We start from the raw sequence: 3,208 nt of genomic DNA, 5'->3' as shown, positions 1-3,208 counted from the left end.
GGGGAAACTGAAGGAGCGATACCGCCCAGCTCCCTTAAATCTGGGTTTCCCTGCCCGCTTGCCGTTACCGTCACCCTTCAGCCACCGGTCGAATGCTTTGTGCACTCGCTCTATGCAGTTCTGGAGGACTTGCGAATGGACTGCTCTGTACTGCGGAAACAGGGCTTTCGTCTTCACCAAGTCCCGTTTTTGGGAGTAGAAACCGGGATTGTCTTTCAGCTGGGGCAAATGACAGACTAGGGGACAAGCATTGATGTCACAGCGATTGTGTTCCCACCACGCAAAGCGCTCTGCCAAGCGGTAGTTGTACTGCTTCCGTAACAAGTCTAGCCACTCGCTCATCAAAGCAATCTGGCTGGGCGTAGGTCGCAAACGGTACTGGTAAGCAGTTCTCATTGAGGCAAGGGTAATCTACTGGAATGAATCCTACCCTATTGCTTCATGCGGTGGGGTTACCGTCTCGGTTTTAGGCCAGTCCATTGAAAACCAAAGTGTCCCCGCCTTTTATCCCGACCCTTACCCTGGATAGTGGTGAGTGGATAGTGACTAGCCACTAGTCACTAACAGAGGGCAGGGCTTCCCGGCGGTCTAGCTAACGCTACGCATCGCCAACAGGAGCGATGAGCAGGGGAAACGCTACAAAAAACAAACCGTGAAAAATCCCCCGGCCTCAAGGGTGAGGAGAACGTCAAACTGCCCAAAATTCCCCTGCAATTTGCAATGGCCACAAAAGGGGATCCCTAGAGCTTGCGGGAATAGAACTCAACCACCAAAAGCTCGTTGACCGGGGCGCAAATTTGCTCGCGGGGGGGCAATTCCTTGATGCGTCCGCGCAGCTTTTCTTTGTCAAACTCCAGGTAGTCCGGCAAAAACAACCCCGGATACTCCGCGTAGGCAGCCACCAGCTTGCGGGAAGATTCCTTGTTTTTTACTGTAATCACATCCCCCACTTTGCAGCCATAGCTGGGAATGGTTACCTTTTGGCCGTTAACCTCTATGTGGCCGTGGCTCACGAGCTGCCGAGCTGCCGGAATGGTTGGAGCCATGCCCAGACGAAACACGATGCAATCCAACCGCATTTCCAGCATTTGCAGCAAGGCCAAACCGGTGGATCCCTTGGAGCGCCGTGCCTTGCGCATGTAGCGGATCATCTGCCGCTCGCTCAGCCCGTAGTTGAAGCGCACCTTCTGCTTTTCTTCTAAGCGAATGGCATATTCGGATTTTTTCTTGCGCTCGGCGCCATGCATACCGGGCGGGTTGGTATTTTTGGGGCGCTTGCGCGTCAAGCCGGGCAGATCAAGTCCCCCGAAGCGACGAATAATTTTTAGGCGGGGGCCTGTGTAGCGGGACATGCGGGCATTTCTCCGAAATCAGCAAACAAAGTCAGCAAGAGATGGTCAGCTGGGGAGCAAGAGGACGAGGCACCAAAAGAATCGGCGATCTACTATATTAAGCGTTTAGTTCCTGCTTTGGACAAGGGGTCAAGGCTGTCTTTTGGGATCCCGTCTCCACCGTTGTATTCACCCTGTCAGTCGTAGTGAACCCCCAGCTGGGTGCGGATGAAAGCGCGATCTTCGCTAAGCAAGCCGTTGAGGGTGCGCCGTTCCCCCAAGATGGGATCCGGATCCAGGCCGATGGCTTCCAAGTCGGCCAGCACCATCAGCTCCACCAACTGCGGGAAGCTCACCTTGGGCTCCCATCCTAGGACTCGCTTGGCTTTTGAAGCATCCCCCAACAGCAGATCCACCTCGGTTGGGCGGTAGTAGCGGGGATCGATCTCGATCAACACTTGGTCTTTGTACAACCCCTGTTCGGCTTGGCCGGAGCCTTTCCAGGTAATCGGCAGGCCCACCAGCGCGAAGGCCCGTTCCACAAACTCGCGCACAGTGTGGGTTTCCCCGGTAGCCAGCACATAGTCATCCGGCTGGGGTTGTTGGAGCATCATCCACATCCCCTCGACGTAGTCTTTGGCGTAGCCCCAGTCCCGCTTGGCATCCAGGTTGCCCAGGTAGAGCTTGTCCTGTTTGCCGGCCACAATGCGGCTGACGGCGCGGGTGATCTTGCGGGTTACAAAGGTTTCCCCTCGCCGTGGGCTTTCGTGGTTGAACAAGATACCGTTGCAGGCGAAGAGGTTGTAGGCTTCGCGGTAGTTGACCGTCTGCCAGTAGCCGTACACCTTGGCACAGGCATAGGGGCTGCGCGGGTAGAAGGGGGTGGTTTCCTTTTGCGGGATCTCTTGCACTAGGCCGAACATCTCCGAGGAGCCTGCCTGGTAAAACTTCACCCGGATCCCGGTGCGCTGCTGGTAGTCGCGGATGGCCTCTAGAAGACGCAGCGTGCCCATGGCCACTGCATCGACGGTGTATTCCGGCGCATCAAAGCTCACCCGCACGTGGGATTGGGCCCCCAGGTTGTACACTTCCGTCGGCTGCACCTGTTCCAAAATCCTGCGCAGGGTGGTGCCATCCGTGAGATCCCCGTAGTGAAGGAATAGCCTAGCCTGGGGGTCATGGGCATCCACGTAGATGTGGTCGATGCGGTCTGTGTTGAAGGTGCTGGCGCGGCGGATGATGCCGTGAACTTCGTAGTTTTTCTTCAACAACAGCTCGGCCAGATAGGAGCCATCCTGTCCGGTGATGCCGGTAATTAGGGCACGTTGGGTCATAGAGCTGGGGGCAAAGACTAGGAAAACACCAAAAATCAAAATGGCCTGAGGCTCAAGTCCAATGGCAAAACTCAAACCTCAAAGCGGAGACCTTGAAGCTAGAACATTATAGTGCAGCGGGACTCCTTCTCCTCAGGCAGGGCCCGCCGAGGCACATTCCTGGCCAAGGGTGTGGTCTTTCAACCGTTGCAAAGCGGCAGTCAGGGCTGTGGGCCAGGGATCCGGCTGGCGCAGTTGTCGCACTCCCTGGGGCAGGCACAGCACAGAGGCGCGGCTGGTGCGGGCAATGGCTTCCAGATCCGGCAAGGGATCCAGCAGCAGCCCTTTTTCCATAACTTTGCGCAAGAGCGGTTCGTAGCCAGGAGGCGGGGGCTCGTCAGCATGGCCCAACAAGTCTCCTTCAGGGCCGCGAAAGATCTGCTTGCGACCGGGAAGGGTGGCTTTGGCAAAGGAAGCTTTGGCCACTGGGATCCCATTGATTTCCACCAATTTGTACACCCCGTTCACGCCTTCTCCGGTCACCAGGCGGGTGCCCACCCCATA

Annotated in this window: 3 protein-coding genes and 2 pseudogenes; 1 reads left to right on the top strand and 4 read right to left on the bottom strand. The window is 56.7% G+C overall.

What is annotated here, in order from left to right; translation table 11 throughout:
* Positions 1-396: RNA-guided endonuclease InsQ/TnpB family protein (locus NW837_RS07165; protein ID WP_414330218.1), on the bottom strand; the 396-nt coding region annotated here is incomplete at its 3' end.
* Positions 397-409: 13 nt separating this feature from the next.
* On the opposite strand from NW837_RS07165, the pseudogene NW837_RS07160 reads away from it, so the two are divergent.
* Positions 410-529, top strand: a pseudogene (locus NW837_RS07160) (IS200/IS605 family transposase); the annotation flags it as partial.
* A gap of 211 nt (positions 530-740) precedes the next feature.
* Here NW837_RS07160 and rpsD read toward each other — a convergent pair.
* The 3 genes and pseudogenes from rpsD to NW837_RS07145 form a co-directional block, all read right to left on the bottom strand.
* On the bottom strand, positions 741-1,352 hold the full coding sequence (rpsD, locus tag NW837_RS07155; RefSeq protein WP_011432724.1) for a 30S ribosomal protein S4: 612 nt from the start codon (positions 1,350-1,352) through the stop codon (positions 741-743).
* A gap of 176 nt (positions 1,353-1,528) precedes the next feature.
* Positions 1,529-2,665, bottom strand: coding sequence for a GDP-mannose 4,6-dehydratase (gene gmd, locus NW837_RS07150; RefSeq protein WP_011432725.1), 1,137 nt, complete (start codon positions 2,663-2,665; stop codon positions 1,529-1,531).
* Between the two features lie 132 nt (positions 2,666-2,797).
* Positions 2,798-3,208: pseudogene (locus NW837_RS07145) on the bottom strand (nicotinate phosphoribosyltransferase); the annotation flags it as partial.

The sequence above is a fragment of the Synechococcus sp. R6-10 genome (assembly GCF_047461815.1).
Classification (GTDB): domain Bacteria; phylum Cyanobacteriota; class Cyanobacteriia; order Thermostichales; family Thermostichaceae; genus Thermostichus.
This window is presented reverse-complemented; position numbering and strand designations above follow the sequence as displayed.